General features: G+C 64.9%; 21 protein-coding genes and 1 pseudogene. 12 read left to right on the plus strand and 10 right to left on the minus strand.

Annotation, left to right across the window (positions count from 1 at the left end):
* Window positions 1-76: 76 nt before the first annotated feature.
* The 4 genes from QA639_RS20655 to QA639_RS20670 all read right to left on the minus strand — a co-directional run bounded on the left by QA639_RS20655 (window position 77) and on the right by QA639_RS20670 (window position 5,096).
* A complete protein-coding gene (locus tag QA639_RS20655; protein ID WP_050384274.1) occupies window positions 77-1,144 on the minus strand; it encodes a GGDEF domain-containing protein in 1,068 nt (355 codons plus the stop codon).
* Window positions 1,145-1,461: 317 nt separating this feature from the next.
* A complete protein-coding gene (locus QA639_RS20660) occupies window positions 1,462-2,943 on the minus strand; it encodes a DEAD/DEAH box helicase (protein WP_283087193.1) in 1,482 nt (493 codons plus the stop codon).
* Between the two features lie 253 nt (window positions 2,944-3,196).
* The gene (locus QA639_RS20665) at window positions 3,197-3,889 is read right to left on the minus strand and encodes a helix-turn-helix transcriptional regulator (RefSeq protein ID WP_283087194.1); all 693 of its coding nucleotides are present in this window, start codon (window positions 3,887-3,889) and stop codon (window positions 3,197-3,199) included.
* A 253-nt stretch (window positions 3,890-4,142) separates the two neighbouring features.
* Entirely contained in the window at window positions 4,143-5,096 is a 954-nt protein-coding gene (locus tag QA639_RS20670; RefSeq protein ID WP_283087195.1) for a helix-turn-helix transcriptional regulator, read from the minus strand.
* 230 nt (window positions 5,097-5,326) lie between these two features.
* Between QA639_RS20670 and QA639_RS20675 the strand changes: the two genes are divergently transcribed.
* From QA639_RS20675 to QA639_RS20685, 3 genes and pseudogenes are all read left to right on the plus strand, one after another.
* Complete coding sequence (locus tag QA639_RS20675; protein ID WP_283087196.1) at window positions 5,327-6,823, plus strand: caspase family protein; 1,497 nt, start codon at window positions 5,327-5,329, stop codon at window positions 6,821-6,823.
* A gap of 76 nt (window positions 6,824-6,899) precedes the next feature.
* Complete coding sequence (locus QA639_RS20680) at window positions 6,900-8,144, plus strand: FAD-dependent oxidoreductase (RefSeq protein ID WP_283087197.1); 1,245 nt, start codon at window positions 6,900-6,902, stop codon at window positions 8,142-8,144.
* Window positions 8,145-8,343: 199 nt separating this feature from the next.
* A pseudogene (locus QA639_RS20685) lies at window positions 8,344-9,120 on the plus strand (outer membrane protein).
* Window positions 9,121-9,195: 75 nt separating this feature from the next.
* Here the strand turns inward: QA639_RS20685 and QA639_RS20690 are convergent.
* The 4 genes from QA639_RS20690 to QA639_RS20705 form a co-directional block, all read right to left on the minus strand.
* Entirely contained in the window at window positions 9,196-9,966 is a 771-nt protein-coding gene (locus tag QA639_RS20690) for an SDR family NAD(P)-dependent oxidoreductase (protein ID WP_016842941.1), read from the minus strand.
* Window positions 9,967-10,163: 197 nt separating this feature from the next.
* Complete coding sequence (locus QA639_RS20695) at window positions 10,164-10,955, minus strand: outer membrane protein (RefSeq protein ID WP_028332202.1); 792 nt, start codon at window positions 10,953-10,955, stop codon at window positions 10,164-10,166.
* Window positions 10,956-11,181: 226 nt separating this feature from the next.
* Entirely contained in the window at window positions 11,182-13,242 is a 2,061-nt protein-coding gene (gene parE / locus QA639_RS20700; RefSeq protein WP_028332201.1) for a DNA topoisomerase IV subunit B, read from the minus strand.
* Window positions 13,243-13,368: 126 nt separating this feature from the next.
* Entirely contained in the window at window positions 13,369-13,719 is a 351-nt protein-coding gene (locus tag QA639_RS20705) for a hypothetical protein (protein ID WP_283090607.1), read from the minus strand.
* Window positions 13,720-13,922: 203 nt separating this feature from the next.
* Here QA639_RS20705 and QA639_RS20710 point away from each other — a divergent pair, with 203 nt between their 5' ends.
* The 5 genes from QA639_RS20710 (at window position 13,923) to QA639_RS20730 (ending at window position 18,187) form a co-directional block, all read left to right on the plus strand.
* On the plus strand, window positions 13,923-14,453 hold the full coding sequence (locus tag QA639_RS20710; RefSeq protein ID WP_028332199.1) for a DedA family protein: 531 nt from the start codon (window positions 13,923-13,925) through the stop codon (window positions 14,451-14,453).
* A 148-nt stretch (window positions 14,454-14,601) separates the two neighbouring features.
* Window positions 14,602-15,591, plus strand: coding sequence for an MBL fold metallo-hydrolase (locus QA639_RS20715; protein ID WP_028332198.1), 990 nt, complete (start codon window positions 14,602-14,604; stop codon window positions 15,589-15,591).
* Window positions 15,592-15,930: 339 nt separating this feature from the next.
* Window positions 15,931-16,608: an FMN-binding negative transcriptional regulator gene (locus QA639_RS20720; protein ID WP_283087199.1), complete on the plus strand. Its 678-nt coding sequence runs from the start codon at window positions 15,931-15,933 to the stop codon at window positions 16,606-16,608.
* Window positions 16,605-17,582 carry an N-acetyl-gamma-glutamyl-phosphate reductase gene (gene argC, locus QA639_RS20725; RefSeq protein ID WP_028332195.1) on the plus strand — a complete coding sequence of 326 codons (978 nt, stop codon included), beginning with the start codon at window positions 16,605-16,607 and terminating at the stop codon, window positions 17,580-17,582. The genes QA639_RS20720 and argC overlap by 4 nt, the downstream gene beginning before the upstream one ends.
* Before the next feature lie 14 nt (window positions 17,583-17,596).
* Window positions 17,597-18,187, plus strand: a complete 591-nt coding sequence (locus tag QA639_RS20730; protein ID WP_028332194.1) for a class I SAM-dependent methyltransferase — start codon at window positions 17,597-17,599, stop codon at window positions 18,185-18,187.
* A gap of 50 nt (window positions 18,188-18,237) precedes the next feature.
* Here the strand turns inward: QA639_RS20730 and QA639_RS20735 are convergent, their stop codons facing one another.
* Together QA639_RS20735 and QA639_RS20740 are read right to left on the minus strand one after the other, a co-directional pair.
* Window positions 18,238-18,636, minus strand: a complete 399-nt coding sequence (locus QA639_RS20735; protein WP_028332193.1) for an MAPEG family protein — start codon at window positions 18,634-18,636, stop codon at window positions 18,238-18,240.
* Window positions 18,637-18,745: 109 nt separating this feature from the next.
* The gene (locus QA639_RS20740) at window positions 18,746-20,554 is read right to left on the minus strand and encodes a PHA/PHB synthase family protein (RefSeq protein ID WP_283087200.1); all 1,809 of its coding nucleotides are present in this window, start codon (window positions 20,552-20,554) and stop codon (window positions 18,746-18,748) included.
* A 291-nt stretch (window positions 20,555-20,845) separates the two neighbouring features.
* On the opposite strand from QA639_RS20740, the gene QA639_RS20745 reads away from it, so the two are divergent.
* The 4 genes from QA639_RS20745 (at window position 20,846) to glpX (ending at window position 24,994) form a co-directional block, all read left to right on the plus strand.
* The gene (locus QA639_RS20745; protein ID WP_283087201.1) at window positions 20,846-21,121 is read left to right on the plus strand and encodes a hypothetical protein; all 276 of its coding nucleotides are present in this window, start codon (window positions 20,846-20,848) and stop codon (window positions 21,119-21,121) included.
* Window positions 21,122-21,337: 216 nt separating this feature from the next.
* A complete protein-coding gene (locus tag QA639_RS20750; RefSeq protein ID WP_016842955.1) occupies window positions 21,338-22,558 on the plus strand; it encodes an LL-diaminopimelate aminotransferase in 1,221 nt (406 codons plus the stop codon).
* A 38-nt stretch (window positions 22,559-22,596) separates the two neighbouring features.
* Window positions 22,597-23,916 (plus strand): homoserine dehydrogenase, encoded by a 1,320-nt coding sequence (locus QA639_RS20755; protein WP_028332191.1) that lies wholly within the window; start codon window positions 22,597-22,599, stop codon window positions 23,914-23,916.
* A 79-nt stretch (window positions 23,917-23,995) separates the two neighbouring features.
* Entirely contained in the window at window positions 23,996-24,994 is a 999-nt protein-coding gene (gene glpX / locus QA639_RS20760) for a class II fructose-bisphosphatase (RefSeq protein ID WP_028332190.1), read from the plus strand.
* Window positions 24,995-25,060: the final 66 nt, after the last annotated feature.

Consider the following 25,060-nt stretch of genomic DNA (forward strand, 5'->3'; position numbering starts at 1 on the left):
ATGGGTCCGCATATGCGGTTAGGTGGATTGCTTCGCTTTGCTCGCAAATGACGATGGAGGCAGTTGAGCGACCAGATCACGCCACGCGGGTCTGGATCTCGGTGCTGTATTCCGGATCGGCCTCGCAGATCACACGGTTGCGGCCGGCGCGCTTGGCGGCATAGAGGCAGGCGTCGGCGCGCTCGATCAGCGAGTCCGTGTCGTCAGTCGGCTTCAGCATGGAGACGCCGACCGAGATCGTGACACGGCCGAGGATCTCGCCGGTTGACTTCTTCTTCAGCTCCTTGGCCATCACGGCGCGGCGGATGTGGTCGGCGACCGTCAGCGCCTGCCGCAGCGCCGTGTTGGGAAGCACCACGGCGAATTCCTCGCCGCCATAACGAGCGGTGATGTCCTGGCCCTTGATGTTCTGCTTCAGCGACTGTGCCACCAGCCGCAGCACCTGGTCGCCGGTGAGATGGCCGTAGGAGTCGTTGAACGATTTGAAGTGGTCGATGTCGAACATCAGGAGCGACAGCGGCTCGCCGCTGGCGAGCGCGGCCTGCACCGCCATGTCGATCGAGCGGTCGAAATATTTCCGGTTGCCGAGGCCGGTGAGCGGATCGGTCAGGCTCTCGGCACGGATCGCCTCGAGGCTGTGTTGCAGCTCGCTGATCTCCGACTTCGACAGCGCGAGCCGGCTCTCTAATGCCTGATTGGTCTCGCGCATCTCGCGCGTCGATTTTGCCAGGCTATCGACGATTGCCTTGATGTGATCGCGGGTGGTCGCGCTCGCAAGCTTATCGCTGGCACCGACGAGGCTGGCGTCATAGGTCGCGGACACGCCGAGCGCGTCGGTGATCAGCTTCATGACGGCGTCGATCTCGCCGATGACGCGCGCGCCGACCTTGTCGATGCGGTCGGAGGTCTTGATGTGCGAAAGGTAGGTTTCGTATATCTGTTCGAGATCGGATTCAGAGAGCTTGCCGCTGCGTGCCAGCGTCTCGTTGATGACCTTGTTGAGCGGCGCGTTGTATCCGGTCGCGTAGACATACCAGATTTCGTAGTTGCGGGGGACTGCGGTCTGGCGAAGCGAGCGGATCTGGCCAAGTGCGACTTCGGCAAAGGCCAACGTACGTTCGTGTTCGTCCAGCAGCTTGACCACTGTCACGTCCTCAATGCACGCAATGCCGATTAAACCCGGCAGCAATGACTAAACTATTGGGGCGAGGGTACGGGACGAGAGTGAAGGCAAGGTAAACAGTGGAACTTCGGGGAAGTCCGCTGCAACGACCATGCGGCGCGCCCGATCTTTGTCCGCCTTGAGCGCCACCTTCGGGCGCTTTTCGTTTGCTCGCGATTGCGATGCGCAAACTGCGCGCATTTGCTTCAAACGCCGGGGATCAGCGCGTGCGCCGGTCGCGGGTGGCAACAGAGGTTGGCTGGACTACCGCCGCTGGCGCGGCGGCATCGGAGCAGGCCTTATGCGCGTGCGCGCACAGGTCGCAGCAGGAAGGCGGGCAGGTGCGAATGATCGGCGGGCTCGTGGTCCACCTCGCGCTGCGGTCGCCGTGGCTCGGCACGCCCGATCGACGGCACGTGCGACGGAGCGGCCTGCGGAGCCGAATTACGGCCGTGGCGCGGTTCACGCTCCGGCTTCGCTGCGCGCTCCTCGCGGGGCTCCCGCTCGTGACGCGCTTCGCGCGGCTCGCGCTCACCGTGGCGCGCTTCACGCTCACGGCGCGGCTTGCGGCCGCCGCGGGCACCATCGCGCGAACCTTCGCGGCCACGCGAGCGGCGCGGCGCGGCGTCCTCGTCAGAGGCTTCGCTGTGAACGGTGTAGTCGCCCTCGGTGCGCGGAATCTGCTGGCCGATCAGCTTCTCGATCGCGGCCATCGACTTGCTGTCGAGCGGCGTGACGATGGAGATCGCGGTACCGGTCCGACCGGCGCGGCCGGTGCGGCCGATGCGATGGACGTAGTCGTCGGGGTGATGCGGCACATCGAAGTTGAAGACGTGGCTGACGGCGGGAATATCGAGACCGCGGGCGGCGACGTCGGAGGCCACCAGCAGGGGCAGCTCGCCCTTGCGGAATTGATCAAGCGCGGCCATGCGGGCGCTCTGGTCCATGTCGCCATGCAGGGCGCCGACGCTGAAGCCGTGCTTCTGCAGTGACTTGTGAAGGACGGCGACTTCGCGCTTGCGATTGCAGAAGATAATCGCGTTGTTGAGGTCCTTGGCGTCGCGTAGCAGGCGGCGGAGGATCTCGCGCTTCTCGTGCGGCTCGCGGCCGGCGGGCACCTGGGATTGGGTCACGGTCACCGCGGTCGTCGCGGGCTTGGAGACCTCGATCCGGGCCGGGTTGTGCAGGAAGGTCTCGGTGATGCGGCTGATTTCCGGCGGCATCGTCGCGGTGAAGAACAGGGTCTGCCGCGTGAACGGGACGAGCTTGCAAATGCGCTCGATGTCGGGAATGAAGCCCATGTCGAGCATGCGGTCGGCTTCGTCGATCACCAGCAGCTCGACGCCGGTGAGCAGCAGGCCGCCGCGTTCGGTGTGGTCGAGCAGGCGGCCGGGCGTTGCGATCAGGACATCGACGCCACGCATCAGCTTGGAGTCCTGGTCGCCGAACGAGACGCCGCCGATCAGCAGGGCGACGTTGAGCTTCTGGCCGGCGCCGTATTTGTCGAAGTTCTCCTTCACCTGCGCGGCGAGTTCGCGGGTCGGCTCGAGGATCAGGGTGCGCGGCATCCGTGCCCGGGCGCGGCCCTTCTCGAGGATCGTGAGCATTGGGAGAACGAAGGCAGCGGTCTTGCCGGTGCCGGTCTGGGCAATGCCGAGGACGTCGCGCCGGGCGAGAACGTGCGGGATTGCCTGTTCCTGGATGGGAGTGGGGTTGGTGTAACCGGTAGCCGCAACAGCGGCGAGGACCTTATCGGACAGGCCTAGATTGGAAAAAGACATTGAGCCTCTGGTCGAAACCGCCGTTCGGAATCGAAGGTAAAAGGCTGTCGCGTTCGGCCCCGAAACGGCTCGCTTTTCTATAAAGCTCGGGGGCTCTGACTAACGCTGACGGACGGCAAACCTGACGAATCGCGTTTCGATCCGAGGGCCGCGTTGCCTCGCAACATAGGGGCGAAACCGGTAAAGTCAATCTTGGAACCGGCCGGATAGCCGAAAAAGCTTAACGTTTTGACTGAAATACGCGTCTTTTTCGTCATTTGGCGGTCAAATGAATCACGACTCCCGCCCCGGACGGCGAGGCCACAGCGGGGGCTTCCGCGCTGTTTTTCATCCTGAATCCGCCGGGCGTCAGGCCTTCGGAAGCGCCGAATATCCGGTAGAAAGTGGCGAGGCTGCCGAACCCGCAGGTGAGGGCGATGTCGGCGATCGGCCGCGGCGGCTTCTCGCGAAGCAGCCTTCGGCTCTCGCTCAGGCGCCGGGCGGTGACGGTCTGCGAAAAGCTCGTCCCGGTCGCTTCGAACAAGACGTGCAGGTAGCGGACCGAGACGCCGAGCATGCCGGCGACCATCCCTGGCGACAGGCTTGGCCTGGCAAGATGGCGCGTGATCAGGCGGCGCGCGAGGCTGAGCCGGCCGACGCGCAGCGCCTGTTGCGCCCGGCGGCTGCCCGGCCTGATCACACTGCGCTCGATCAGCGCAAGGTCCGCCACGATCTTAACCAGCGCAGGAATGCAAGCGTTATCACCGGCCTCCGTCGCCTCCTTGAAGTCGGCGAGGCAAGCTTCGAGCAGCGGCGCCCAGCCGTGATTGCTGGTCGCCGCTGAGCCCTGACGGGCTGGCTTAGATGCCGGGATTTGATCCGCCCGCAGGTCCGCGGCATCGAGACAAATGCGCGTCGCGCCTCTAGCTAGCGTTTCCTGGCTGTGATCCCCGTGCTTACCGCGCATCGTGACTGATCCCTCGCCTCTGCATGAGAGCGCGCGTCGCCGGTAAGGAAATTTGCGGTGCCGAACCCGGACGAAGCGCCGCAGTGGTTCTGGCGAAACGGCCGGAAAATATCTTCTCAATGCGCGCAGGCTGATCACTTCGGTTCAACGAACGTCGGATCGCGCGGCGGTGTGAAGTTCAGGGAGGTGAAGGGCGCGCGGCCGAGCTACGGCAAATTGCGAGCGCGGTGTCCCGGCCGGTCCGGACGGGCGCTCAGGCCGTTTGTGCGCGATAGTCGCCCGGCGTCATGGATTCGGATGCATTGAAGAGGCGGTAGAACGTCGCAAGGCTCTCGAAGCCGCAGGCAAAGGCGACCTCGGCGATCGTCTGCCTGGGCTGCTCGCGGAGCAGGCGGCGGCTTTGTTCGAGCCGGAGCGCGGTGACGGTCTCCGAGAAGCTCATCTCGGTCTCCTCGAACAGGATGTGCAGATGACGGACCGAGATGCCGAGCAGGCCGGCAATCAGGGTTGGCGACAGCGCTGCACGCGCCAGATGGCGCCGGATCAGGCGCCGGGCCAGCGACAAATGGGCGGTTCGCAAGGCCTGCTGCGCGAGCCGGCTCTTCGGCCGCATGATGCCGCGCTCGATCAGCGCTATATGGGCCAGGGCCTGCACCGTCGGAGCCGTGCCCGCCGTCGCGGCATCGTTGCTTTCGATGAGGTCGCGGAAGCATGATTCCAGCAGAGCCCGCAGCGCGGTCTCATCCTGCAAGGGCCTGGGGACCAGTTCGCCGAGCTCGGCGCCCGACGGGACGATGTTCGCCACCGGGACCTTGATGATGCGCAGGTGGAAGCCGTCATCGTGCAGGGGGACAGTGCGATAGGGCAGGTCCGAATAGCTGGTCGCGAACATGCCGTCGCGAACGGAAAATTCATCGAGCCGCGCGCCGCCGAACCAGCCGCCGCCGCCAAGCTGCTGGTAGATGCACAGGCTGTTGCTGGCCGCGTCGGCGATGTCGCCCGTGCGCCGCTCGACACGGTACGGCGAGGCCCGTAGCTCGACCAGCCCGGCATCGCCGAGCTTGCGCAGCGAGAACTCGCCGAAGAAGTCGCGGCGCCGGTCGGCTTCCAGCTCGGCAGTGACGCCGAACAGCCCCTTGGCGCGAACCTCGCGCCAATAGTCGAAGCGATCCTTGGGATCGACTTGATCAGTAGACCATGTGTGCACGGAAAAGCCGTTGCGACGTGCGGAGAGCTCGAGCCGGATGGAGGTTCGAATCTATCACGCGGGCCGTAAAAAGAAACTTGACCTAAGACAAATCGGACCCCTCATTTCGGCCTGGCGTGGCCGGCCGGAATGGCCGTCCGCGGCCGGCCTTGAACCGGCCAAACGGCTGGTCCGACTATTAGGCGGCGGTCGCACGGGCGGCGCGTTTGTCGTGCAGGCGGGAAAACGGGATGAAGAGCTGGCTTTCGAGACTTTCGGCGATCCTTTGGGCGGTTGCATTTGTCGTATCGGCCGCACCGGCCCAGGCCGAAAAGCGCGTCGCGCTGGTGATCGGCAACAATGACTACAGGAACGTGCCCAGGCTGCAGAAGGCGGTCAACGACGCCCGCACCATGGGCGACACGCTGAAGCAGCTCGGCTTCAGCGTTATGGTGGCCGAGAACCTCAATCGGCAGGCGTTCTCCGAGACGCTGCTCGCGTTCGACCGCGCCGTGGAACCCGGCGATACAGCGTTCTTCTTCTATGCCGGCCACGGCTTCGAGATCGCCGGCCAGAATTTCCTGCTGCCGACCGACGTCCCGGCCGCGACCGAAGGCCAGGAGGAATTGGTGCGCGACGCCTCTGTTCTCGCCGACCGCATCGTCGAGCGCTTGCAGAACAAGAAGGCGCGGACCTCGATCCTGGTGTTCGACGCCTGCCGCAACAATCCGTTCGAGCGCGCCGGCACGCGCGCGGTCGCCGGCGGCGGTGGCCTCGCGCCGATGACGCAGCTGCCGGAGGGCGTGTTCTCGGTGTTTTCGGCGGGGCCGCGCCAGACCGCGCTCGACCGCCTTTCGAACGACGATGCCAATCCCAATTCGGTGTTCACGCGGACCTTCGCCAAGGAGCTGCTGCAGCCCGGCGAGAATCTCGTGCAGGTCGCGCAGCGCACGCGGCGCCTGGTCAGCGAGATGGCCGAGACCGTGAAGCACAAGCAGATCCCGGTCTATTTCGACCAGATGGTCGACGATGTCTTCCTGAACGGGATCGCAAAGGGGCAGGCCGAGGCGGTCAAGCCGTCCGCGCCGCCGCAGCAGGTGGCCGCGCTGCCGCCGGTCGCGGTGCCGAAGCTGCCGAAGGAGGATTCGATCAACGCGCCGATCGCGAGCTTCTCGCGGCACAATGGCGGCTGGACCGTGGTGTTCTCTATCGCCGATCCGACGCTCGGGATTTCCTGGCGGATCGGCGACAGCGGCGATTTCCGCGAAACCGGCTTCATCGACACGCTCGATCCGCGCACGCGCAAGCGGATGCCCAATCCGTCGGTCGAGCTGCCGGCCGATGCGCCGGCCGCCACGATCGAGATTCGCTATGTCGATACGCAAGGCATGATGCAGGGGCCGTTCCCGATCAAGTTCGATCCCGACGCCGCGCTGATCCGCGACCAGCGCAAGATCCTCGACATGACCGCGACCAGCTGGCTGTCATTCCGCGAGTTCAACGGGCTGCTGGTCTACTATACGCACCTGATGTCGTATCGCTGCGCGATCCGCGAGGTGCGCATCGGCATCGACACTGCGGTGCCGGACAAGGTCCTGAAGATGCCATCCTGCAATTCGCGCGATCCCAGCGCGATCCCGTCTGACGCGCAGCCCTATCTGAAGCTCGCGCCGCAGACCAGGGCGGTCTCGGTCGAGCTGACCTATCGCGACGGCAGCGTGTCGGAAATCAAGACCTTCAGGCGATAGCCTTGCATCCTTGTTGCCCGATCGATCCGCGTTACAATCTGGTTCTGAGGGGCGAGGCAGCGGTGAGGACGGCATCATGGATGCAGGCTATCCGGCAGGGCCGAACACGCGTCAGATCAGGGCGCGCTGCTGCGTGGTCGGTGGCGGGCCGGCCGGCATGATGCTTGGCTATCTGCTCGGACGCGCCGGGGTCGATGTCGTGGTGCTGGAGAAGCACGCCGACTTCTTCCGCGACTTCCGCGGCGATACCGTGCATCCGTCGACCCTGCAGGTGATGGACGAACTCGGCCTGATCGACGGCTTCCTGAAGCTGCCGCATCAGGACATCCGGACGCTCGACGGCATGTTCGGCGGCACCTCGGTGCGGATCGCCGACCTCCGCCGCCTCAGCGTCAAATACCCCTTCATCGCGATGATGCCACAGTGGGACTTCCTCAATTACCTGCGCGAGAGCGGCAAGCGCTTCCCCTCGCTGAAGGTGCTGATGAAGGCCGAGGCGACCGATCTGATCCGGCGCGGCGATGCTGTCGCAGGCGTGCACGCGAACACACCCGACGGCCCGGTCGAGATCGAGGCGGATCTGACCATCGGCTGCGACGGACGTCATTCGATCGTGCGCGAGCGCGCAGGCCTCGACGTCGAGGAGATCGGCGCGCCGATGGATGTGTTGTGGTTTCGCGTCGGGCGGCGTCCGGACGAGACCGAGAATTTGTTCGCCCGCGTCGAGCACGGCAAGATGATGGTGACGTTCGATCGCGGCGACTACTGGCAATGCGCCTATGTGATCGCCAAGGGCCAATACGAGGCGGTGAAGGCGAGGGGATTGCCGGCGCTGCTCGACGACGTGCTGCGGCTGGCGCCGATCCTCAAGGCCGGCATTGCCGATGTGAAGAGCTTTGACGACGTCAAGCTGCTCACGGTCGCGATCAATCGCTTGACGCGCTGGACCCGTCCCGGCCTGCTCTGCATCGGCGACGCCGCGCATGCGATGTCGCCGATCGGCGGCGTCGGCGTCAATCTCGCGGTGCAGGATGCCGTCGCGACCGCCAACATCCTGGCGGCGAAGCTCGTTCACGGCGTACCGTCGGAAGACGAGCTCGATGCGGTGCGACGGCGCCGCGAATTCCCGGTGCGCGTGACACAGCGCATGCAGGTGATCGCGCAGAACAACATCATCAGCGCCGCGCTGAAGGCCGGCGATCAGCCGGTGCCGTTGGCGCTGCGGTTGATCACGGCAATGCCATGGCTGCAGGGTCTCACCGCACGTATGGTCGCCGTCGGGGTGCGGCCGGAGCACGTGCATTCGCCGGCGGCGGGCTGAACGGCGCGCCGTGCGGCCGGAAGGAATTCATCAGGGATAACAGCTGCTTAATTCGATTGATGAAAGTTGCTCGACCGCAACAGGAAGACAAGATTCGAAATGCACGCGGGTGAATTCCGCTCCGGCACCTTCAGCGATTTTCTTTTGGTAAGGGTCTCTCTGGAAAAGCTGTGCCCATCAGACAACCTGGGGGGCTGCTGTGTTTCGTACCAAATTCATTGCCGTCCTGACTGCAACCACGGCGCTCGGCGTCAGCGCCGCATCGGCCGCCGACCTTGCCGCCCGTCCGTACACCAAGGCACCGGCCTATGTGGAAACGATCTACAACTGGGCCGGCTTCTACATCGGCGGGCACCTCGGCGGTGCCTGGACCAACGAGCAGTGGGTCAACAGCGCCAACACCTCGCCGTTCGGCGACCTCTCGCCGGGCCAGGGCTTCCGTCAGCGCGGCTCGGGTTTCATGGGCGGCGGTCAGATCGGCTACAACTGGCAGGCCAACAATTTCGTGTTCGGTGTCGAGGGCACGATCTCCGGGCTCGACAATTCCGGCCGCGTCACCAACACGGTGTTCGGCGTCGGCCGCGACGATCAGTTCAGCTGGCGCTCGAATGTCATGGCGACGATCGTCGGTCGTGCCGGCTACGCGATCCAGAACAACTTGCTCTATATCAAGGGCGGCTATGCCGGCGTGAACAACCGCCTGTCCGTCGTCGACAACCTTCCGCCGTCGACCGGCTCCGGCAGCCAGACTCATTGGGCCAGCGGCTGGACCGTCGGCGGTGGCTGAGAATACGGCATCACCCGCAACTGGACCATCGGCGTCGAATACAATTACGCGGCCTTCGAGCGTCAGGCCTATCAGCTCGCCGGCACCGCCGCAGGGACCTATACGTTCGATGCCAAGCCGCGCGACATTCAGTGGGCGGTGGTGCGCGTGAACTACAAGTTCGACGCGCCGGCCATCGCGCGCTACTGAACTACTCTGAGGCGAACAGGATGCGAGGGCCCCGGCGATGCGCCGGGGCTCTCGTGTTTCAGGGCGCTCGTGTTTTCAGGCCATCACCGAATAGCCGCCGTCGACGGGGATCGCGGTGCCGGTGACGAAGTCCGACGCGGGCGACGCCAGGAACACGGCGATGCCTGCGAAGTCGTCGATCGCCCCCCAGCGTGCCGCCGGCGTGCGAGCAAGCACGCGCTCGTGCAGCCCGGCCACCTGCTGGCGCGCGCCTTTGGTCAGGTCGGTATCGATCCAGCCGGGCAGGATGGCGTTGACCTGGATGTTGTCGGGAGCCCAGGCGTTGGCGCAGGCGCGGGTGTACTGCACGATGCCGCCCTTGCTCGCGGCATAGGCCGCGGCGAAGCTCGCACCGAAGATCGACATCATCGAGCCGATATTGATGATCTTGCCGTGGCCCGACGCCTTGAGCGCCGGATAGGCCGCCTTCGAGCACATGAACGCGCTGGTGAGGTTGGTATCGATCACCTTGCTCCACTCCTCCAGCTCGAGCTCGTGCGGAGGCTTGCGGATGCTCATGCCGGCGTTGTTGACGAGAATGTCGATCCGGCCGAGCTCGCGGACGACCCGTTCGACCATGGCCGCGACGGCAGCCTTGTCGGTCACGTCGGTTGCCACCGCGATCGCCTTGGCGCCGCGCTTGCCGAGATCCTCGACGGCGGCCTTTGACTTCGCCTCGTTGCGGCCGACCACGGCAACCGCCGCGCCGGCGTCCGCCAGGCCGCGCGCCATGCCAAGCCCGATGCCGCCATTGCCGCCGGTGACGATGGCGACCCGGCCCGAGAGATCAAACTGTCCGTTCTTCATTGTTGTTGTCCGCTGAGGTTTGAACCGGGCGCGAGAGTGCCCGATCGTCACGGCGCTGACCAGATCGGCCACAGCCGGTCCGCCCTGCGCCGGCGGGCTTGCGCGTGGGGCGATTTCCATGACGTTCGGGCAACAAAAAAGCCCCGGACAATGCCGGGGCTTTTGCTCTGCTATCTCAGCAGGGATCAGTACGCAGCTCAGTACTTGGCGACAACCGGACCGGTCCAGTTGAAGCGGTAGACCAGCGAGGTGCTGATGGTCTGGACAAGCGGCTTGAAGGTGATGTCGCGGCCGTTCGAGATGTTGGTGCCGTCGACCAGCTCCGAGATGTTCTTGTTGTCGTAGTAAGCGGCGCGATACTCTGTCTTCATGAACCAGCCCGGCGCGGTGATGCCGAAGATGTTCAGGTTGTTCTCGACGCCGCCGCCGACGAACCAGCCGCCGCGATCGAAGTCGTTGGTGTGCAGACCGGAGGGAAGCGCGCTTGCGGTGTTGAACAGCGTGGTGCCCTTCCAGTGCGAGCTGGAGTAACCGGCGTTGACGTAGGACAGGACGTTCGGCGCGATCAGGTAGCCGAGGCGCGCACCAGCCGCCCAGCTGTAGTCGTTCTTGATGTTGCCGGCGACGAACGGACCCTGATCCTGGATGGTGCCCTTCAGGCTGCCGAACTGACCGTCGGCGAACACGCCGATGACCCAGCTGTTGGCGGTCTGCCAGTCGTAACCGGCGCCGACGGTGCCGTACCAGCCGTCGCCGCCCTGGCGCTGGTTGAAGCCGAGGATCGGCGCACCCGTGACGGTCGACTGGACGCCCGTGTCGGCATCCCAGACGCCGCCGCCGCCACCGCCGAAGATGTAGAAGCCGGTCCAGCTCGGAGCGACCGGAACCGGGGCAGGAGCCTTGGTGTAGGGGCGGGCGGCCAGGTCGGCAGCCGACGCCGATGCCGTCATCGCAGCAACCGCGGTCAGAGCGAGCAAAATCTTCTTCATATCCAAATCCTCGACTAGCGTTCGATCAGGTCGCTCAGGGGAGTGCGCTGGCACCGATTCCCGAAACTCATGTTGGGACTATACGTGGTTCCGTTGGAAATGCTGTTGCTGGTGAGACACATCCGGCCGAAAACGAAGCCACTGGGGCTCTCCGAACGGGCAAAATGGCAACGGCCGCCCCGATCTGGGGGCGGCCGGAAATTCGTTTCAGATCAATCGGTTGGGCCTAGACGTCGAGCAGGTCGTCGCTGGCGAATTCGGCCTTGTCGGAAATGAAGGCGAAGCGGGCTTCGGCCTTGGTGCCCATCAGCCGCTCGACCGAGTCGGCGGTGCCCTCGCGATCGTCGGCCAGCAGCACCACGCGCAGCAGCGTGCGCTTGGCCGGATCCATCGTGGTTTCCTTGAGCTGCGTCGGGTTCATTTCACCGAGGCCTTTGAAGCGGCTGACCTCGACCTTGGCGTTGGCGTTGAACTCGCTCTTCAGCAATTGGTCCTTGTGCACGTCGTCGCGGGCATAAACCGACTTGGTGCCGTGGGTCAGCTTGTAGAGCGGCGGCACCGCCAGATAGAGGTGCCCCTGGTCGATCAACGGCCGCATCTGCCGATAGAAGAAGGTGATCAGCAGCGAAGCGATGTGCGCGCCGTCGACGTCGGCGTCGGTCATGATGATGATGCGCTGATAGCGCAGATCCTCTTCGCGGTAATGCGCGAGCATGCCGCAGCCGATCGCCTGCACGAGGTCGGAGAGTAGCGCGTTAGCCGTCAGCTTGTCCTTGCCGGCAGAGGCGACGTTGAGAATCTTGCCGCGCAGCGGCAATATTGCCTGGGTCTTGCGATCGCGCGCCTGCTTGGCGCTGCCGCCGGCCGAGTCACCTTCGACGATGAAGAGCTCGGAGCCTTCGGTACCGGCGTCGGAGCAATCGGCGAGCTTGCCGGGCAGGCGCAGCTTCTTGCCGGCGGTCTTGCGCGCGGTCTCCTTTTCCTGGCGGCGGCGCAGCCGCTCCTCGGCGCGATCGATCACGAAATCGAGCAGCCGGTTGGCCTGGTTCGGATTGCCCGACAACCAATGGTCGAACGGATCCTTCATCGCCTGTTCGACGATGCGCTGCGCTTCGGCGGTGGCGAGGCGGTCCTTCGTTTGGCCCTGGAATTCAGGCTCGCGCACGAACACCGAGAGCATGACGGCCGCGCCCACCATCACGTCTTCCGAGGTGATGGAGGCCGCACGCTTGCCCTGGCCCGCGCGTTCGGCGTGGTCCTTGAGGCCGCGCAACAATGCGCTGCGCAAGCCCGATTCGTGCGTACCGCCATCGGGCGTCGGCACCGTGTTGGTGTAGGACGACAGGAAGCCGTCGGCATCGGCCGTCCAGGCCACGGCCCATTCGCACGCGCCATGCGCGCCGCTGCGGCCGGATTTGCCGGAGAAGATATCCTGATGCACCAGCGTGTCGGCGTGGATCGCCGCGGCCAGATAGTCCTTCAGGCCGCCGGGGAAGTGGAACTTGGCTTCCGCCGGGACGTCTTCGACGCCCTTCAAGAGCTCCTGGTCGCAGTGCCAGCGAATCTCGACGCCGCCGAACAGATAGGCCTTCGAGCGCGTCATCTTGAACAGACGCTGCGGCTTGAAAGCCGCCTTGGCGCCGAAAATGTCGGTGTCCGGCTTGAAGCGGATGCGCGTGCCGCGGCGGTTGTTGACCTTGCCGAGGTCTTCGAGCTTGCCCTTGGGATGGCCGCGCTCGAAGGTCATGCGATGCAACTGACCGCTGCGCGCAACCTCGACCTCGAGCCGCGAGGAGAGGGCGTTGACCACGGAGACACCGACACCGTGCAGGCCGCCCGAGGTCTCGTAGACCTTGGAGTCGAACTTGCCGCCCGAGTGCAGCGTGCACATGATGACTTCGAGCGCCGACTTCTTCGGGAATTTCGGATGCGGGTCTACCGGAATGCCGCGGCCATTGTCGGTCACGGTCAGGAAGCCGTCGGCGGTCAGCTCCACGTCGATGAAGGTGGCGTGGCCCGCCAGCGCCTCATCCATGCAGTTGTCGATCACCTCGGCGAACAGGTGGTGCAGGGCCTTCTCGTCGGTGCCGCCGATATACATGCCAGGGCGCCGGCGGACCGGTTCCAGCCCCTCCAGCACCTCGATGTCAGCCGCCGTATAGCCGGCTTCGGCGCCTCCGGCGGATCGCGAAGCAGCCTTCGCCGGAGCGCGTCCCTTCGGTTCCGGGGCTCCGAACAGATCGTCGGCAGATTTACTTTTGGCGTTCGACTTCAATGATTTGGCCATGGTTCTTCAAGTGGCGCACCGGTCACGGCGCGGCGAATCGGTTGCTCTGACTATGCCACGGATGGGCTGCAAATGGGGACGGCCGCACCCTGGAGCCCGGCCATCCTCATAGATAGGAGACCGCGATTACGCCCGCGAGGTGCGGAATACAACGACCGTGAACAGGGCCATGGCGGCGACCACCAGCAGTGATCCGACGATCGGCGCCGCCTCGAACGACGGTCCCTTCAGCAGCACGGCGGCCACACCGGCCGGGAACAGGACGCCGCCGACGATATGCAGCCAGCCCTGGATTCTGGCGAGCAGCATGCTGCCCGCTTCCGGCACCAGCCGGTAGTAGAGGCCGAACAGGAACAGCAGTACGCCGCCGACCAGATTGAGATGCGCATGCGCCGGTCCCAACGTGAAGTCGTGATGGATACCCATGGCGATGCCCGCGAGCATTCCGAACAGCAGGACGAGAACGCTCACGCACATCATCAGCGATCCAATCATCCAGTAATTCCTTTTTCTTGTGAGGGAGATGCCAGCCTGGGCCTCAAGGGCCTTACGGGAAATCACGCTCGATCCCCGCCTTTGTGACTTGATGTCACGCAATCGGCTGGCTTACCTGTTCTTAGGCTGCGTGCTGCTAGAAAGATTCATTCGAGGTTCAACGGAGCGGGAAGGCACACGACGAGATGGAAGACCTTGCGCGGGCCCTGGCCGAATTTGTGCGCCACCACCAGGCCTGGGCCGCTCCGATCGTCATGCTGCTGGCGTTCGCTGAATCGCTCGCCTTCATTTCATTGCTGGTTCCGGCCTGGGGCGCGCTGGTCGCGATCGGCGCCCTGATCGGCGTCAGCGGGATCAGCTTCTGGCCGATCTGGATCGCGGGCGGCGTCGGCGCTGCACTCGGCGACTGGGTCTCCTACTGGTTCGGCTATCGCTACAAGGAGCAGGTCGCGCAGATGTGGCCGCTGTCGCGCTACCCGGAGATCCTGCCGCGGGGCGAGGCCTTCGTGAAGAGCTGGGGCGTGCCCAGCATCTTCATCGGCCGCTTCTTCGGTCCGCTGCGCGCCTCGGTGCCGCTTGCGGCCGGCATTTTCGAGATGTCGTACTGGCAATTCCAGATCGCCAATTTCGTCTCCGCCCTGGTCTGGTCGGCAGCGCTGCTGCTGTTCGGCGACGTCATCGCGCATGCCATCGAGTGGGTGTGGCGGGTGGTGTAGCAAGCTCCGGAATAAGGCCGACCTGCAGGGGTTAGGCGGGAGGGTAACCGCTCGCGCTGTCGGCATCGCGCGAGTATCGAAACGCTGATACAACCGCGCCCACCGGGCGCGAATTCATCGGGCGCAGTCTTACTGGGAAGGACAGCACATGGAATTGACACGACGTCATGCTCTCGCCGGCGCCGCCGGCATCGCCGCCGCACCGTTGCTATCAGCCGTTCCTGCGGCCGCTGTGGCGGCGGTCGCCGACAAGCAGGCGCCGAGCTTCTATCGCTACAAGGTCGGCGACATCCTCGTCACCGTGGTGTCCGACGGCAAGAACGTCTTCAAGCTGGAAGACTCCTTCATCCCCAATGCGAAGCGGGACGAGGTCAACGCGGCGCTGGAGAAGGCGTTCATGCCGCGGGACATGATGACGATCTGGTTCGCACCGCTGGTGCTCAACACCGGCGGCAAGCTGGTGGTGATCGACACCGGCAATGGCGCGCTGGCGAAGGCCAGCACGAAGGGCGCCAATGGCCTGTTCGCCGACAATTTCGTCGCCGCCGGCTTCGATCCCAAGAGTGTCGACATGGTCGTGATCTCGCACTTCCACGGCGACCACGTGAACGGCCTCTTGACCGCCGAAGGCACGCCGGCATTCCCCAATGCCGAGGTGCTGGTGCCGGCAACCGAATGGAAGTTCTGGATGGACGATGGCGAGATGAGCCGGGCGCCGGCCGGCCGCATGCAGGGCCTGTTCAAGAACAACCGCAATATCTTCGAAGCCGGCCTGAAGAAGAAGGTCACGCCCTACGAGTGGGGCAAGGAGATCGCGCCGGGCCTGACCTCGGTCGAGACCGTCGGCCACACGCCGGGCCACACCTCCTACGTGCTGGCCTCGGGCCCGGACAAGGTCTTCATCCAGTCCGACGTCACCAACAATCCGAACCTGTTCGCGACCAACCCCGGCTGGCATGCGTTCTTCGACCAGGACGGCGACGTGGCGGAGAAGACCCGCCGGCGCATCTACGACATGGTGGTTGCCGAGCGGCTCCAGGTGCAGGGCTTCCACTATCCGTTCCCGGGCCTCGGCAATGTGGTGAAGGACGGCAGCGGCTATCGCGTCGTGCCGGCACCGTGGAATCCGGCGATTTAAGGTGTCATTCCGGGGCGATGCGTAAGCATCGAACCCGGAATCTCGCGCCGCAACCTCCGGATTCCCCGATGCGCGATTGCGCATCTGAGGTTCGCGCGCAACGCGCGCCCCGGAATGACAAAAGCAACCTTGACGTCAAGCGGGCGCGGCCTTATAGCCGCGCACATGATCAACGCCGCGACCATCATCATTGCCCGCCGCCGCCGCATTTTCGCGGTATGGGCGGTCGCTCGCGTTTAAGACCATCGCCTCTGCCGCCGGACCTGATCCCGCGGCGCTCTCCTGAAAAAGACACGCGGTTCGATCTGGTGGCTCCTTCGTCATGCAGGAGCACCAATCATGTATACGCCACCGCCCTTCAAGCCTGACCGCGCCGCGAGCCTTGCCTTCGCGGAAGCGCGCGGTTTCGGCATGGCCTGCGCGTGGGACGGCGCCAAGCCGATCGCCTCCGCGCTCCCGTTCTATCTGACCTATGCCGCTGACGGGACACCGCAGGCGCTGTTTCATGTTGCCCGTCACAATCCGCTGGTAAAGCTGGCGGGCGGGTTGCCAAGTGGGGGGTCTTGGCTGCTGGCCGTCAACGGCGCGGATGCCTATGTGTCGGCGGACTGGTATGTGTCGCCCGACCAGGTGCCGACCTGGCTCTATCAGGCCGTGCATCTGACGGGGCCGGTGCGGACCCTGTCGGGTGAGGAACTTGCGCTTCAGGTCGATGCGCTGAGTGCGAAGTTCGAGGACCGGCTGCTGCCGAAGAAGCCGTGGATGTCAGGCAAGATGACAGCCGCGCGGCTCGATGCCATGAAGAAGGCGATCGTGGGCTTTGAGATGACGGTGGAAGAGGTGGAGGGCAGCTTCAAGCTGAACCAGCACAAATCCGAGACCGACTTTGCGGCGGTCGCAGCCCACCTTGGCGTGCAGGCGGATGCCGGCGCGCAACAGATCGCGCATCTGATGCGGCAGGCGCGGCCGGATGTCTTTGCAAACCAAACGAACGAGCTCGAAAGGAGCGTGCCATGACTCTCACCGACACCAATCCAAAGACCAAGAGCGGTGCGACCAAGGCCACCGTGTTCGTCGATGGCGCGTCCGGCACGACCGGCCTCGGCATCCAGGAGCGGCTGCTCTCGATCGGCGACGTCGCGGTGAAGCACATCGCCGAGGACAAGCGGAAGGACGCCGGCGCCAAGCGCGCGCTGATGGAGGAGGTGGATCTCGTGATCCTCTGCCTGCCTGACGAGGCCGCCAAGGAGACCGTGGCGCTGATCGACACAATGGGCAATGCCGCGCCGAAAGTGCTCGATGCCTCGACAGCCTATCGCGTTGCGCCCGACTGGGCTTACGGTTTCCCCGAGCTCGCGCCCGACCAGGCCGACAAGATCCGTAACGCGAACAAGGTCTCCAATCCGGGTTGCTATCCGACCGGCGCGATCGCGCTGCTGCGGCCGATCGTCGATGCCGGCCTGCTGCCGGCGGATTATCCCGTCACCGTCAACGCGGTGAGCGGTTATTCAGGCGGCGGCAAGTCGATGATCGCCAGCTTCGAGGACGGCTCGGCGCCGGCCTTCGAGCTCTACGGCCTCGGCTTCGAGCACAAGCACGTGCCGGAGATGCAGCTCTACTCGCATCTGACGCGAAGGCCGATCTTCATCCCGTCGGTCGGCAACTACCGGCAGGGCATGCTGGTTTCGGTGCCGCTGCAACTCGACGCACTGCCGGGCAAACCGACCGGCGCCGATTTGCAGGCGGTTCTGGCGAAATGGTACGCCGGCAGCAAATATGTCTCCGTGATGCCGCTGCAGAACGAGGCCGCCAAGGGCGGGCGGCTCGAGCCGGAGGCACTCAACGAGACCAACCAGCTCGAGCTCTATGTCTTCGCCAGCGACAAGCACCACCAGGCGGTGCTGGTCGCGCGGCTCGACAATCTGGGCAAGGGCGCCTCGGGTGCCGCGGTCCAGAACATGCGGCTGATGCTCGGGCTGGCCGACAGCTGACGGCGACGCGGATCGTGGACGACGCCACGCTGCAGTTCTATCGGCGCAATGCCGAGGCCTATGCCGGGTGGGCGAAAGCCCCGTCCACCCGGCTGATCGGCTTTCTGAAGCTGCTGCCGCCGGGCGGCGCGATCCTCGAACTCGGTTGCGGCGCCGGCAATCATGCCGCTGTCATGCTCGCCGAAGGCTTTGTGCTGCGTGCGACCGACGGGTCGCCCGAGATGGCCGAGGTCGCGGCGCGCCGCATCAATCATCCCGTCGAGGCGATGCTGTTCGATGAGCTCGAGGACCGCGAAGCCTATGACGGCGTCTGGGCCAGCGCCTGCCTGCTGCATGTGCCGCGCGACGAATTGGCCGGCATCCTCGGCCGCATCCATCGGGCGCTGAAACCCGGTGGCGTTTTCTACGCGAGCTACAAGATCGGCCATGGCGATGGCCGCGACAGCATCGGCCGCTACTACAATTATCCCGCGGCAGACTGGCTCGCTGCGACCTACGCCGCGTCAGGGGCGTGGACGCAAGTCTCGTCCGACACCAGCGAGATCAAGAGCTTTGACGAGGCGCCCGCGACGATGCTGCACATCGTGGTGCGCAAGGGCTGCTAGTTGATGCCGCGCCGGCGCGGCTGTCGCCGCAACCGGGGGGAATATTTGGATCAGACGACCTTGAAGATCGCGAGCGCCAGCACGGCCTGGGCTAGGAAGCCGACCGTGAAGGCCAGGGTGCGGAACACCGGCAGGCCGAGCGTGTACACGATCAGGTGGGCGACGCGGGCCCAGAAATAGACGGCGCAGGCGAGCACGGTCCATTTGGTGGAATAGTCGGCCGCGTTGAGGATCAGGACCAGCGGCGCGAAGATCACGAGGTTCTCGACCGCGTTGTCATGGGCGAACATCAGCCGGTTGGCCCATTCCGCGTGCGGCTTGTCGTTGCGCGAGGGGTTGCCCATGGCGCCGGAGAGGCCGCGCACCTGGCAGCGGTTGATGATGTAGGGGATCCACAAGAGCCCGGTCAGGATCACCGTCAGCGACAGCCAGAACAGTTCGCGCGTCATCGTCTCCCCCTCACGTGAATTCGATTCCCGACCGTCGGGACCGTCTGTTTATAGCTGAGCGGGAGACTTGGCGCTACGCGAAGACTTGATGCTACGCGAACACCTGACGCTATGCGCGCACGCGGACATAGCTGCCCGGGGCGTCCTCGAGCACCTGCGTGCCGTCGGAGCCGACCATGCGCGCCGGGACCGTCTCCGGATCATGGCTTTCCAGCCAGCCGCGCCAGTCGGGCCACCACGAGCCCTTGTGCTCCTCGGCGCCCTTCAGCCAGTCGGCGAGCTTCATGTCCTTGATGTTGTCGTTGGTCCAGTACTGGTACTTCTTCGACGCGGGCGGATTGACGACGCCGGCGATATGGCCGGAGCCGGACAGCACATATCTCACCGGGCCGCCGAAGAACTGCGAACCGTAGAGCACCGATTCCGCCGGCGCGATGTGATCCTCGCGTGCGGCGAGGTTGTAGACGGGCACCTTCACCTTCGACAGATCGAGCAGCGTGTTGTCCAGCACCATGGTGCCGGTCGACAGGCGGTTCTCCAGATAGCAGTTGCGCAGGTAGTAGGAGTGGTTCGACGACGGCATCCGCGTCGCGTCCGAATTCCAGTGCAGCAGGTCGAACGAGGAGGGCGTCTGGCCCTTCAGATAATTGTTCACGACATACGACCAGATCAGGTCGTTTGAGCGCAGCATGTTGAAGGCCATCGCCATCTTGCTGCCCTCGAGCACGCCGGATTCCTGCATGTCGCGTTCGAGCGCCGAGATCTGGTCTTCGTCGACGAACACCAGGAGATCGCCGGCATGGGTGAAGTCGACCTGCGCGGCAAAGAACGTCGCCGACGTCACGCGCTGGCGGCGCTTCTCGGCGAGATAGGCGAGCGTCGAGGCGAGCAGGGTGCCGCCGACGCAATAGCCGGCGGTGTGCACCTTCATCTCGCCGGTGACCTTCTCGATGACGTCCATCGCCGTGAGCGGGCCTTCGGTCATGTAGTCGGCCCAGGTCTTCTTGCCGAGCTCCCTGTCCGGATTGACCCAGGAGATCACGAACACCGTGATGCCCTGGTCGACGCACCATTTGACGTAGGATTTCTCGGGGCGCAGATCGAGGATGTAGAACTTGTTGATCCAGGGCGGCACGATCAGCAGCGGCGTGCGCAGCACGCTCTCGGTCGCCGGCGAATACTGGATCAGCTGCATCAGCTCGTTCTGGAAGATCACCTTGCCCGGCGTCGTCGCCATGTTGACGCCGACCTCGAGATTGCTCGAGTCAGACTGGCGGATCCGCAGCGTGCCGTGGCCGGCCTCGATATCCTCGGCCAGCATCTTCATGCCGCGCACCAGATTGTCGCCATTGGTCTCGACGGTGGCGCGCAGCACCTCCGGATTGGTCAGCACGAAATTCGACGGCGCCAGCGCGTTGGTGATCTGCTGGACGTAGAATTCGGCCTTCTTGCGCGTATGGGGATCGATCCCGTCGGCGTCATGGACCAGCTGCTGCGCCCATTTCGCGGTCAGCAAATAGAGCTGCAGGATGAAGTCGAAGAACTGGTTCGACTTCCATTCCGGATCCTGGAAGCGCTTGTCGCGCGGGGCCGGGGCGATCGCCGGTTTGGCATCGGCTTCGCCGGCCATGCGGCGCACCGCCGAGCCCCAGAGATCGAGATAGTCCTTGCCGAGCTGCATCTGCAGCGACGAGGCGCGTTCCTTGTCGGACAGCCAGTATTCGGCGATCACGCTGAAGGTCTTGATGACCTCACCGAGCTCATTCGGCGGCTTGTCGCGGACTTCTCCCGTCTGGCGCGGCTTGAGATAGGCTGCCAGCGCCTGGCCGCTGCTCTCCATCGCCCGCGCGATGTTCATGGCGAAGGCTTCGGCGTTGAATTTCGGGGTGGCCTGGGTGTCGGTACTAACGTTGCTCATCTGAGGTACAATATCGCGTCGTTTGGAGGGCGTCATCGCGCGGTGCGGCAATGGAAATCAGTCAAAATCCGATGTTTCGCTCTGTTGCGGTGCGAGAAAAAATCTTTGTTTAGTCATATTGAAGCCTCAGGGGTCGCTTTTGGTGTTCCCGCTTTAAGCGTTTCGGGCGACAATGGTTTGAAACGCTAAAGTCGGAATTAACGCAGCGGGGACGCTGCAAGGCTCGTACCAGTGCGACCCGTGTCGGCAACGTGCGACGTGCGCGCTAGCTTGTTGGGGACAATTCGGCGCATGCCGATCGATCGAATGAACAGGGGGCTCGCGGCCGCAGTGCTGCTCGCGTCGTTGGTGGCGCTGGGCGGGTGCTCGAGCACGATCGCCGATATGACGATGCCGGCCGATGCGCCGGCGCGCGAGAAGGACGCCGGCGGCTACCTGCCGGTCCATGATCTTCCGCCCGACCGCGCCGACCCGACGATCAAGCCGGCCGATCAGGCCAAGATCGAGCAGGAGCTGATTGCCGCGCGCGCGCGGCAGGCCTCGACGGCCGCCCAAAGCGGGAAGTAGCGCCCGACAAACGGCCGATCAGCGCTGGCGCCGCCCGGTGTCCGTGCTAAAAGAAACCCAGTTCAACCGCAGATCCGGCCGCAGCCCCCAGATCGCGCGCCTGAATTCGCTCTAAGTCATTGATTCAGTGCGATTTCTGTCAGAGGCCGAGCCGGCTTCCGCAAACTGGACCAAGGGGGTCGATTCTGGCATCGCGGTTGTCGGAGCAAGGGTCCCATGGAAGATTTTTACCGCATTCGCCGTCTGCCGCCTTACGTCTTTGAGAAGGTCAACCAGGCCAAGGCGGCCGCGCGCAACGCCGGGGCCGACATCATCGACATGGGCATGGGGAACCCAGACCTGCCGACCCCGCCGCATGTGATCGAGAAGCTCAAGGAGACGCTGGGCAAGCCGCGGACCGACCGCTACTCGGCCTCGCGCGGCATCAACGGCCTGCGCAAGGCCCAGGCCGCCTATTATGCGCGCCGCTTCGGCGTCAAGCTCAACCCCGACACCCAGGTGGTCGCGACGCTCGGCTCGAAGGAGGGGTTTGCCAACGTCGCGCAGGCGATCACGGCGCCCGGCGACGTCGTGCTGTGCCCCAATCCGAGCTACCCGATCCATGCCTTCGGCTTCCTGATGGCGGGCGGCGTGATCCGCTCGGTGCCCTCGGAGCCGACGCCGCAGTTCTTCGAGGCGGTCGAGCGGGCGATCATCCATTCGATCCCGAAGCCGATCGCGCTGATCGTCTGCTATCCGTCGAACCCGACCGCCTATGTCGCGGACCTCGACTTCTACAAGGACCTCGTCGCGTTCGCGAAGAAGCACGACATCTTCATCCTGTCCGATCTCGCCTACGCCGAGGTCTATTTCGACGAGAACAATCCGCCGCCATCGGTGCTGCAGGTGCCCGGCGCGATCGACGTCACCGTCGAGTTCACCTCGATGTCGAAGACGTTCTCGATGGCCGGCTGGCGCATGGGCTTTGCGGTCGGCAATGAGCGGATCATCGCGGCGCTGGCGCGGGTCAAATCCTACCTCGATTACGGCGCGTTCACGCCGGTCCAGGTGGCGGCGACCGCGGCGCTGAACGGTCCCGACGACTGCATCCGCGAGATGCGCGACACCTACCGCAAGCGCCGCGATGCGCTGGTCGAGTCATTCGGCCGCGCCGGCTGGGACATTCCGCCGCCGCAGGCCTCGATGTTCGCCTGGGCGCCGCTGCCCAAGGCGTTCGAGGCGGTCGGCAGCATGCAGTTCGCGACCCTGATGGTGGAGAAATCCGGCGTCGTGGTGTCGCCCGGCGTGGCGTTCGGCGAGCATGGCGAGGGCTATGTCCGCATTGCGATGGTGGAGAACGAGCAGCGCATCCGGCAGGCCGCGCGCGGCGTGCGCCGCTTCCTTGAAAGCGGCATCGAAACGTTGCACAACGTCGTTCCTCTCGCCAACCGACGCTAATCCTTCCAGGTTGCTCAATCTCCAGGTTCCTTAAATCCATGGTCGCACCCCTGAACGTGGGCATAGCGGGGCTCGGCACCGTCGGTGCCGATGTCGTCCGCCTCATCGAAACGCAAGGACGGGCGCTGGCCGAGCGCAGCGGGCGCGGCGTTCGCGTCGTCGCGGTCACGGCGCGCTCGAAAGCCAAGAAGCGCGGCCTCGACCTGCGCGGCATCGCCTGGGCGAAGAGCCCCGAGGCGCTCGCCGAAGATCCCAATATCGACTGCTTCGTCGAATTGATGGGCGGCGCCGGAGATCCCGCGCTGTCCGCGATCGAGACCGCGCTGAAGGCCGGCAAGTCGGTCGTCACCGCCAACAAGGCGCTGATCGCCAAGCATGGACTGCGTCTCGCCGCTTCTGCCGAGAAGCACGGCGGCGCGCTGAATTTCGAGGCGGCGGTCGGTGCGGCGATCCCGGTCATCAAGACGCTGCGCGAGGGCCTCGCGGGCACCAGCGTCAACCGCGTCTACGGCATCCTCAACGGCACCTGCAATTACATCCTGACCCGGATGGAGCAGGAGGGCCTGTCGTTCGAGGAGTGTCTGAAGGACGCCCAGCGTCTCGGCTATGCCGAAGCCAACCCGTCGTTCGACGTCGATGGTCACGACACCGCGCAGAAGCTCGCAATCCTGGCGAGCCTCGCCTTCGGAACCAAGGTTGCGGAAAGCGCGGTTTATGTCGAAGGCATCTCCTCGATCACACCGGAAGACCTCAAGGCCGCCGCGGAACTCGGTTACCGCGTCAAGCTGCTCGGTGTTGCCGTGCGCACGGCAAAGGGCATTGAGCAGCGCGTGCACCCGACCATGGTGCCGAAATCATCCTCGATCGCGCAGGTGATGGGCGTCACCAATGCGGTCGCGATCGACGGCGAGGGGATTCCGCCGATCACGCTGGTTGGACCCGGCGCCGGCGGCGGCGCGACGGCTTCGGCCGTGGTCGCCGACATCGCCGACGTCGCTCGCGGCATCCGTGCCAAGCCGTTCGGACGCCCGGTGGATCGGTTGCGCGACACCACCAAGGCGCCGATGGAACGCCATGAAGGTGGCTATTATATCCGCCTGATGGCGCGCGATCTTGCAGGCACTGCCGCAACAATCGCCACCCGGCTGGCGGAACAGAAGATATCTCTGGAGTCCATCGTGCAACGGCACCCGGATGGCGTCGATGTGAACGGCGCGGCCAAAAAACCTTCACCGGTCCCGGTCATTCTGATTACCTATGCGACCAGCGAGGATGCCGTGCATCGTGCGCTGGCCGCAGTGCAACGCGATAAGGTCATCAGTGGCCGGCCGCAGGTGATCCGGATCGAGAAAAACTAGCGCATGGCCTGAACGGGTCGGGCGTGAGACGATTGATGCGGGCAGGCTGGCCTGTCCCCGAGGCTTAAGGAGTACGCCGATGTCGACCCATATTTCCGTTCCGCCGCAGATGCTGCTCGAGCGCATCCTGACGCTCGAAATCGTGCGCGTGACGGAGCGCGCGGCAGTGTCGGCCGCGCGGCTGCGCGGCCACGGCCAGGAGAAGGCCGCCGACAAGGCCGCGGTCGACGCGATGCGGCGCGAGCTCAACAAGCTGCCGATCGAGGGCACCATCGTGATCGGCGAGGGCGAGCGCGACGAGGCGCCGATGCTGTTCATCGGCGAGAAGGTCGGCCTCAATGCCGGCCCCAAGGTCGACATCGCGGTCGACCCGCTCGAAGGCACCACGCTGTGCGCCAAGAACATGCCGGGCTCGATCGCCACGATGGCGATGGCCGACGGCGGCACGCTGCTGCACGCGCCCGACGTCTACATGCAGAAGATCGCGATCGGCCCGGGCTACGCCAAGAACGTGATCGAGCTCGACGCGCCACCGGCCGACAACGTCCGCCGGCTCGCCAAGGCCAAGGGCGTCGACCCCAGCGCAATCAACGTGCTGGTGCTCGACCGTCCGCGCCATGCCGACATCATCAACAGCGTGCGTTCAACCGGCGCTGCCGTGCAGCTGATTACCGACGGCGACGTCGCCGGCGTCATTCACTGTGCCAAACCCGATGAGACCGGCGTCGACATGTATATCGGCACCGGCGGCGCGCCCGAGGGCGTGCTCGCGGCAGTCGCGCTACGCTGCATCGGCGGCCAGATGCAGTGCCGCCTGATCCTCGACACCGAGGAGAAGCGCGAGCGCGCGCACAAGATGGGCGTCACCGATCCGAAGATGATCTACGGCATCGAGGACATGGCCAAGGGCGACTGCCTGTTCGCCGCCACCGGCGTCACCACCGGCTCGCTGCTGACCGGCGTGAAGTTCAAGAAGGACGTAATCGAGACCGAGACGGTCGTGATGCGCTCGGTCACCGGCACTGTGCGCTACATCAAGGCGGAGCATCGGCAGCTCGAGAAATTCCACCTGGACTAGGCAACGTCATTCCGGGGCGTCCGAAGGACGAACCACAGATGCGCAATTGCGCATCGGGGAATCTCG

Origin of the sequence: Bradyrhizobium pachyrhizi (assembly GCF_029714545.1) — a bacterium.
Lineage (GTDB): Bacteria > Pseudomonadota > Alphaproteobacteria > Rhizobiales > Xanthobacteraceae > Bradyrhizobium > Bradyrhizobium pachyrhizi.

What these genes read in the sequence shown, in the direction of transcription:
- QA639_RS20745 (WP_283087201.1), top strand. Translation starts at nt 20,846, where the DNA reads ATGCCGATCGATCGAATGAACAGGGGGCTCGCGGCCGCAGTGCTGCTC.
- argC (WP_028332195.1), top strand. Translation starts at nt 16,605, where the DNA reads ATGACTCTCACCGACACCAATCCAAAGACCAAGAGCGGTGCGACCAAG.
- QA639_RS20715 (WP_028332198.1), top strand. Translation starts at nt 14,602, where the DNA reads ATGGAATTGACACGACGTCATGCTCTCGCCGGCGCCGCCGGCATCGCC.
- parE (WP_028332201.1), bottom strand. Translation starts at nt 13,242, where the DNA reads ATGGCCAAATCATTGAAGTCGAACGCCAAAAGTAAATCTGCCGACGAT.
- QA639_RS20750 (WP_016842955.1), top strand. Translation starts at nt 21,338, where the DNA reads ATGGAAGATTTTTACCGCATTCGCCGTCTGCCGCCTTACGTCTTTGAG.
- QA639_RS20680 (WP_283087197.1), top strand. Translation starts at nt 6,900, where the DNA reads ATGGATGCAGGCTATCCGGCAGGGCCGAACACGCGTCAGATCAGGGCG.
- QA639_RS20710 (WP_028332199.1), top strand. Translation starts at nt 13,923, where the DNA reads ATGGAAGACCTTGCGCGGGCCCTGGCCGAATTTGTGCGCCACCACCAG.
- QA639_RS20755 (WP_028332191.1), top strand. Translation starts at nt 22,597, where the DNA reads ATGGTCGCACCCCTGAACGTGGGCATAGCGGGGCTCGGCACCGTCGGT.
- QA639_RS20690 (WP_016842941.1), bottom strand. Translation starts at nt 9,966, where the DNA reads ATGAAGAACGGACAGTTTGATCTCTCGGGCCGGGTCGCCATCGTCACC.
- QA639_RS20665 (WP_283087194.1), bottom strand. Translation starts at nt 3,889, where the DNA reads ATGCGCGGTAAGCACGGGGATCACAGCCAGGAAACGCTAGCTAGAGGC.
- QA639_RS20695 (WP_028332202.1), bottom strand. Translation starts at nt 10,955, where the DNA reads ATGAAGAAGATTTTGCTCGCTCTGACCGCGGTTGCTGCGATGACGGCA.
- QA639_RS20720 (WP_283087199.1), top strand. Translation starts at nt 15,931, where the DNA reads ATGTATACGCCACCGCCCTTCAAGCCTGACCGCGCCGCGAGCCTTGCC.
- QA639_RS20740 (WP_283087200.1), bottom strand. Translation starts at nt 20,554, where the DNA reads ATGAGCAACGTTAGTACCGACACCCAGGCCACCCCGAAATTCAACGCC.
- QA639_RS20705 (WP_283090607.1), bottom strand. Translation starts at nt 13,719, where the DNA reads ATGTGCGTGAGCGTTCTCGTCCTGCTGTTCGGAATGCTCGCGGGCATC.
- QA639_RS20675 (WP_283087196.1), top strand. Translation starts at nt 5,327, where the DNA reads ATGAAGAGCTGGCTTTCGAGACTTTCGGCGATCCTTTGGGCGGTTGCA.
- QA639_RS20735 (WP_028332193.1), bottom strand. Translation starts at nt 18,636, where the DNA reads ATGACGCGCGAACTGTTCTGGCTGTCGCTGACGGTGATCCTGACCGGG.
- QA639_RS20660 (WP_283087193.1), bottom strand. Translation starts at nt 2,943, where the DNA reads ATGTCTTTTTCCAATCTAGGCCTGTCCGATAAGGTCCTCGCCGCTGTT.
- glpX (WP_028332190.1), top strand. Translation starts at nt 23,996, where the DNA reads ATGTCGACCCATATTTCCGTTCCGCCGCAGATGCTGCTCGAGCGCATC.